This is a genomic window from Actinocrinis sp. (assembly GCF_035946395.1).
Taxonomy (GTDB): Bacteria; Actinomycetota; Actinomycetes; order Streptomycetales; family Catenulisporaceae; genus Actinocrinis.
The window spans coordinates 22,418-28,601 of record NZ_DASYZI010000356.1 but is presented as its reverse complement, the minus strand read 5'-3'; the positions used below and the strand labels follow the sequence as shown (position 1 = coordinate 28,601).

The window sequence follows — 6,184 nt, the reverse complement described above, 5'->3', positions numbered from 1 at the left end:
TCGTCGGTGATGGGGGCGGAGAGCAGTTCGCGCAGGCGGGCCGATTCGGGGTCGGTGGAGGCCAGGGCGTAGAGCGTCGGGAGGGTGGGGACCCCTTCGCGCAGGTCTGTGCCGGGGGTCTTGCCGGACTGGTCCGAGTCGCTGGCGATGTCGAGCACGTCGTCGGAGAGCTGGAACGCCACGCCGAAGACCTCGCCGAAGCGGGTGAGGGTGTCGACGACCGGGTCGGGGGCGCCGGAGAGCAGCGCGCCGAATCTCGCGCTGGTGGCGATGAGGGAGCCGGTCTTGTCCATCAGGACCGTCAGGTAGTGGTCGATGGCCGCCTGGCCGTCCTTGGGGCCGATGCACTCGTTGATCTGGCCGGTGACCAGCCGTTCGAAGGTCACCGCCTGGAGCCGCACCGCCTCGGGGCCGAGGTCGGCCAGCAGCTGCGAGGCCTTGGCGAACAGGAAGTCGCCGGTCAGGATCGCGATCGAGTTGTCCCAGCGGGCGTTGGCGGTGGGCACGCCGCGGCGTAGCGGGGCCTCGTCCATGACGTCGTCGTGGTAGAGGGTCGCCAGGTGGGTCAGCTCGACCACGGCCGCGGCCGGGATGACGCCGGAGGCCATGCTCTCGCCGAACTCGGCGGACAGCAGGGTCAGCAGCGGGCGGAACCGCTTGCCGCCCGCGTTGACCAGGTGGCTCGCGGTCTCGGTGATGAAGGGGTGGTCACTGTGCGCGGCGGCCCGCAGCAGTTCCTCGACCGCGACGAGCCCGTCCCGCACGCGATGTTCGAGCGCGGGGTCGGTCACGGCGAGGCCGAACGGACCGGTTGCCACCTGCACGCCCACGACTTTCGCCTTTCCCGTTCACCGCAACCGGCCGCTGCCTCGCGTCGGGTCCACGCTAATGCATCCGGCCGTCCAGAGCTTCACCGGATCGTGACGCGAATCCGGGCGACGGCGAGGTGGCTGCCTCTTGCCCGTCGCCCGGCGGAGCGTTGACCGACTGATTAACTGATTAACGCGCTAGGACGGCGGAGACGTTCGACAGGTGCAACAGCGCCGCCGGCGCGACGCCCATCGCGATCGTGGCCAGGGCGGCCACCGCGAGCGCCGTCTTGACCGCGATCGACGGGTTGGCGATGGTCGGGCCGTCGGGCACCGGGTCCGAGAAGAACATGACCACGACGACCCTCAGATAGAAGAACGCGGCCAGGGCGCTGGCCAGCACCGCGACGATCACCAGCTGCGGCGCCCCGCCGGCCAGCGCCGCCTGGAAGACCGCGAACTTGCCGACGAAGATGCTGGTGAAGGGGATGCCGGCGAAGGCGAGAAGGAAGATGGACAGCAGGGCGGCGGGGACGGGTGCCGTCTTGCCCAGGCCGGCCCAGCGCGACAGGTCGGTGGCCTCGCCGCCGGAGTCGCGCACGAGGGTGACGACGGCGAAGGCGCCGACGATGGCGATGCCGTAGACCGGGAGGTAGAAGAGGACCGCCGCCAGCCCGGCCGTGGTGGTGGCCGCCAGGGCGATGATGATGTAACCGGCGTTGAGGATCGCCGAGTAGGCCAGCATCCGCTTGATGTCCCGCTGGGTCAGCGCGAGGACGCCGCCGACGACCATCGTGATGATCGCGACGCCTTCGATGACGGGACGCCAGATGTCGGCCGAGCCGATGAGGGCGACGTCCAGCACCCGCACCAGCGCGCCGAACGCGGCGATCTTCGTCGCGGCGGCCATGAAGCCGGTGATCGGCGTGGGAGCGCCCTGGTACACGTCGGGGGTCCACATGTGGAACGGCGCGGCGCCCACCTTGAACAGCAGGCCCATGCCGAGCAGCGCGACGCCCGCGTAGAGCAGCGCGGAACCGTGGGCGTTCCCGTGGATGGCGACGGCGATCTGCTGGAGTTGAACGGAGCCCGCGTAGCCGTAGAGCAGGGCGGCGCCGTACAGGAAGAAGGCCGAGGAGAACGCGCCGAGCAGGAAGTACTTCAGCGCGGCTTCCTGGGACAGCAGACGGCGGTGGCGGGCCAGACCGCAGACGAGGTACAGCGGGAGGCTGAGCACTTCCAGCGCGACGAACATGGTCAGCAGGTCGTTGGAGGCCGGGAAGAGCATCATGCCGCCGACCGAGAACAGCAGCAGCGGATAGACCTCGGTGGTCAGCCAGCCGGCCCGGATCGCCTCGCGCTCCTGCTGCGAGCCGGGCACCGAGCCGCCCTGCGCGGCGAACGCGTCCTGGCCGCCCTCGGTGCGGCGCTCCGCGATGACCAGCGTGCCGATGAACGCGATGACCAGGATGGTGCCCTGGAGGAACAGCGTGGTCTTGTCGATCGCCACCGCGCCCTGCGCGACCACACCGGTCCGCACGTTGTGCAGCGCGATGACGGCGGCGAACGCGGCGGCAAGCGCGAGCAGGGTGAGCGTCACCTGCACGCGGTACCGGGCCGCGCGCGGCGCGAACGCCTCGACCAGCACGCTCAGCGTCGCCGCGCCGAACACGATGAGCATCGGCGAGAGCTTGCCGAACTCGACGTGCGGTGCGACGAACGGTGCTGGGGTCGAGGCGGTGGCGGCGAGGATGGGCGTCACTGTCCGCTCCCGTTGGCTTGGGCGACACTGTTCTGGACAACGCTCTGACCGGCGGGCTGCTGGTGCGTGATCCGCACCATCGCAGGGGTCTGGTTGATCGCCGGGTTGATGTAGTTCGTCAGCAGGCTGGGCACGAAGCCGAGCGCGATGATCAGCGCCAGTAGCGGGCCGATGACGGACAGTTCACGGACGTTGAGGTCCTTGAAGCCCTCGACGGACTTGGCGACCGGGCCGGTCATCGTGCGCTGGTACAGCCAGAGGATGTAGAGCGCGGCCAGCACGATCGAGGTGGTGCCGATGATCGCGGCGGCCGGGTACTTCTCGAAGGTGCCGACCAGGACCAGGAACTCCGAGACGAAGGAGGACAGGCCGGGCAGCGCGAGAGAGGAGAGTCCGGTGACGAGGAAGGTGCCGGCGAGCAGGGGGGCCACCTTCTGCACGCCGCCGTAGGCGCCGACGGAAGTGGAGCCGCGGCGGCTGATCATGAATCCGGCCAGCAGGAACAGCGCGCCGGTGGACAGGCCGTGGTTGACCATGTACAGCGTCGCGCCGACCTGGCCGCGCGGGGTCAGCGCGAACACGCCGAGGGTGATCAGGCCGAAGTGCGAGATCGAGGTGTAGGCGATCAGCCGCTTGATGTCGCTCTGGCCGATGGCGAGCAGCGCGCCGTAGATCGTGCTGATCACCGCGAGGACCAGGACCAGCGGGGTGAAGTAGTGCGAGGCGTTCGGGAACAGTTCGAGGCAGAACCGCAGCATCCCGAAGGTGCCGATCTTGTCCAGCACGCCGACCAGCAGGACGGCGGTGCCGGGAGTCGCCTCCGACGCGGCGTCAGGCAGCCAGGTGTGGAAGGGCCACAGCGGCGCCTTGACCGCGAAGGCGACGAAGAAGCCGAGGAACAGCCACTTCTCGGTGCTGCCCGGCATGGTCAGCGAACCGTCGGCGACCGCCTTCGACATCGTCTGGAAGTTGAAGGTGCCGCCGATCGTGCGCGTGGTGATGACGTAGAGCCCGATCACCGCGGCCAGCATCAGCAGCCCGCCGAGCAGGTTGTAGAGCAGGAACTTGACCGCCGCGTACGAGCGGTGCGCCCCGCCGAACGAGCCGATGAGGAAGTAGCCGGGGATCAGCAGCGCCTCGAACAGCACGTAGAACAGGAAGATGTCGTTGGCCGCGAAGACCCCGATCATCATCGTCTCAAGGCCGAGCAGCAGCCCGAAGTACGTCCGCGGCGAACGCTGGGTTCCGGCTGGAGCGCCCTGTTCCATCGAGACACCGTGCGGGGCGTCGGTGTCGTGCCAGGCCGCGAGGATCACGACCGGGACGAGCACCGCGGTCATCAGGACGAGGACGAGGGCCACGCCGTCCACGGCGAGGCTGTAGTCGATGTGGAAGGCCGGGATCCAGGAGTAGTCCTCGGACAGCTGGAAACGCGGCCCGCCGGTCTTGAAGGCGATCGCGGCGGCGATCGTCACGCCCAGCGTCACCAGCGAGGTGATCAGCGCGATCGGCCGGGCCAGCCGCGCCCGCTCCTTCGGCACCGCGGCGATGGCGACGACGCCGGCCAGCGGCAGCCCGATCGCCGTGCTCAGGTAGGGGAACGATGACATGTCAGCGCAGCGTCCTTTCAGCCTCGAACCAGGAGCAGGGCCGCGATGAACAGGGCCGCGCCGCCGAACATGGACAGGGCGTAGGAGCGGACGAAACCGTTCTGGAGACGGCGGAACCGGCCGGAGGAGCCGCCGAGCCCGGCCGCGACCCCGTTGACCACGCCGTCCACGCCCTTGAGGTCGAAGTAGACCAGCAATCGGGTCAGGTACTGCCCGGGACGCATGAACGCGGCCTCGTTGAACGCGTCGCCGTACAGGTCGCGGCGGGCCGCGCGGGTCCAGGCCGAGCCGATCGGCGGGACCGCCGGGACCGGCTTCGCGCCGTACTTCATCCACGCGTACAAGACGCCCAGCACGATGACCACGAAGGTGATGCCGGACAGCACGTTCGCGTCGATCGGCGAGTGCCCCTCGGCGTGCCCGGTGACCGGCTCCAGCCAGTTCACGAAGGAGGAGCCGACGGAGAACAGGCCGCCGGCGAAGACCGAGCCGAGAGCCAGGACGATCATCGGGATGGTCATCGAGGCGGGTGATTCGTGCGGGTGCCGCACGACGCCAGTCGCATGTTCAGCACTGCCGTGGCCGTGGTCGTCCTCGACCCAGCGCTTCTCGCCGAAGAAGGTCATCAGCATCACGCGCGTCATGTAGAACGCGGTGATCAGCGCGCCGAGCAGGGCCGTGGAGCCGAGCACGTAGCCCGAGGTGCCGCCCTGCGCGAACGCCGCCTCGATGATCTTGTCCTTGGACCAGAACCCGGAGAACGGCGGCACGCCGATGATGGCCAGGTAGCCGAGGCCGAAGGTGACGTAGGTGACCGGCATGTACTTGCGCAGCGCGCCGTAGTGCCGCATGTCCACGTCGTCGTTCATGCCGTGCATGACCGAGCCGGCGCCGAGGAACAGCCCGGCCTTGAAGAAGCCGTGCGTGATCAGGTGCATGATGGCGAACACGTACCCGATCGGGCCCAGGCCCGCGGCCAGGATCATGTAGCCGATCTGCGACATGGTCGAGCCCGCGAGGGCCTTCTTGATGTCGTCCTTCGCGGTACCGATCAGCGCACCCATCATCAGCGTGATCGCGCCGACGACGGTCACCAGCAGCCGCGCGTTCGGCGAGACGTCGAAGATGACGTGCGACCTGACGATCAGATAGACGCCCGCGGTCACCATCGTCGCCGCGTGGATCAGGGCGCTGACCGGGGTCGGGCCCTCCATCGCGTCGAGCAGCCAGGACTGGAGCGGGAACTGCGCGGACTTGCCGCAGGCCGCCAGCAGCAGCATCAGGCCGATGCCGGTGACCGTGTTACGGTCCGCGGCGGACGCCTTGTTGAAGACGTCGGTGAACGCGAAGCCGCCGAAGGTCGTGAACATCAGCATGACGCCCACCGACAGGCCGATGTCGCCGACCCGGTTGACGATGAACGCCTTCTTCGCCGCGACCGCCGCCGAGGGCTTGTGCTGCCAGAACCCGATCAGCAGGTACGAGGCCAGGCCGACGCCCTCCCAGCCCGCGTACAGCAGCAGGTAGTTGTCGGCGAGCACGAGCACGAGCATCGCGGAGAGGAACAGGTTCAGGTATCCGAAGAACCTGCGGCGCCCTCCCTCTCCACTGACACTGTCGTCGTGCGCCATGTAGCCGACCGAGTAGATGTGGATCAGCGATCCCACCCCGGTGATCAGCAGCACGAAGGTGATCGAGAGCTGGTCGAGGTGGAACCCGGCGTCGGCGGAGAAGCCGGGAACCGGAACCCACGTGTAGACGTGCTGGTCGTACGAGCGCGCGTCGCCGGCCTTGCCGAGCAGCGAGAAGAACAGCGCCGCGCCGAGCGCGAAGGAGCCCAGCGCCGTGGCGACGCCGAGCAGGTGGCCCCAACGGTTGGTCCGCTTCCCGCCGATCAGCAGGATCGCCGCCCCGATCATCGGCAGCGCGACGACCCACGCGGTCAGCGTGAAGACGCCGGTCGCCGCGACCGGGGCGTAAGTCGAGGGTGGCATCGTCGGCTG

General features: G+C 68.8%; 4 protein-coding genes. All 4 read right to left on the bottom strand.

Annotated features, from left to right (window positions below; translation table 11 throughout):
• Positions 1 to 824 (bottom strand): polyprenyl synthetase family protein (locus tag VGS97_RS22170; protein WP_349262220.1); only part of this gene is annotated, 824 nt, incomplete at its 3' end.
• A gap of 175 nt (positions 825 to 999) precedes the next feature.
• Positions 1,000 to 2,571 (bottom strand): NADH-quinone oxidoreductase subunit NuoN, encoded by a 1,572-nt coding sequence (nuoN, locus tag VGS97_RS22165; RefSeq protein WP_326855545.1) that lies wholly within the window; start codon positions 2,569 to 2,571, stop codon positions 1,000 to 1,002.
• Positions 2,568 to 4,181, bottom strand: a complete 1,614-nt coding sequence (locus VGS97_RS22160) for an NADH-quinone oxidoreductase subunit M (protein ID WP_326855544.1) — start codon at positions 4,179 to 4,181, stop codon at positions 2,568 to 2,570. Before VGS97_RS22160 ends, nuoN begins: the two co-directional genes overlap by 4 nt.
• Before the next feature lie 17 nt (positions 4,182 to 4,198).
• Positions 4,199 to 6,175, bottom strand: a complete 1,977-nt coding sequence (gene nuoL, locus VGS97_RS22155) for an NADH-quinone oxidoreductase subunit L (RefSeq protein WP_326855543.1) — start codon at positions 6,173 to 6,175, stop codon at positions 4,199 to 4,201.
• Positions 6,176 to 6,184: the final 9 nt, after the last annotated feature.

Excerpts from the sequence above, each read along its gene's own strand:
- VGS97_RS22160 (WP_326855544.1), bottom strand. The coding sequence starts at position 4,181 with ATGTCATCGTTCCCCTACCTGAGCACGGCGATCGGGCTGCCGCTGGCC.
- nuoL (WP_326855543.1), bottom strand. The coding sequence starts at position 6,175 with ATGCCACCCTCGACTTACGCCCCGGTCGCGGCGACCGGCGTCTTCACG.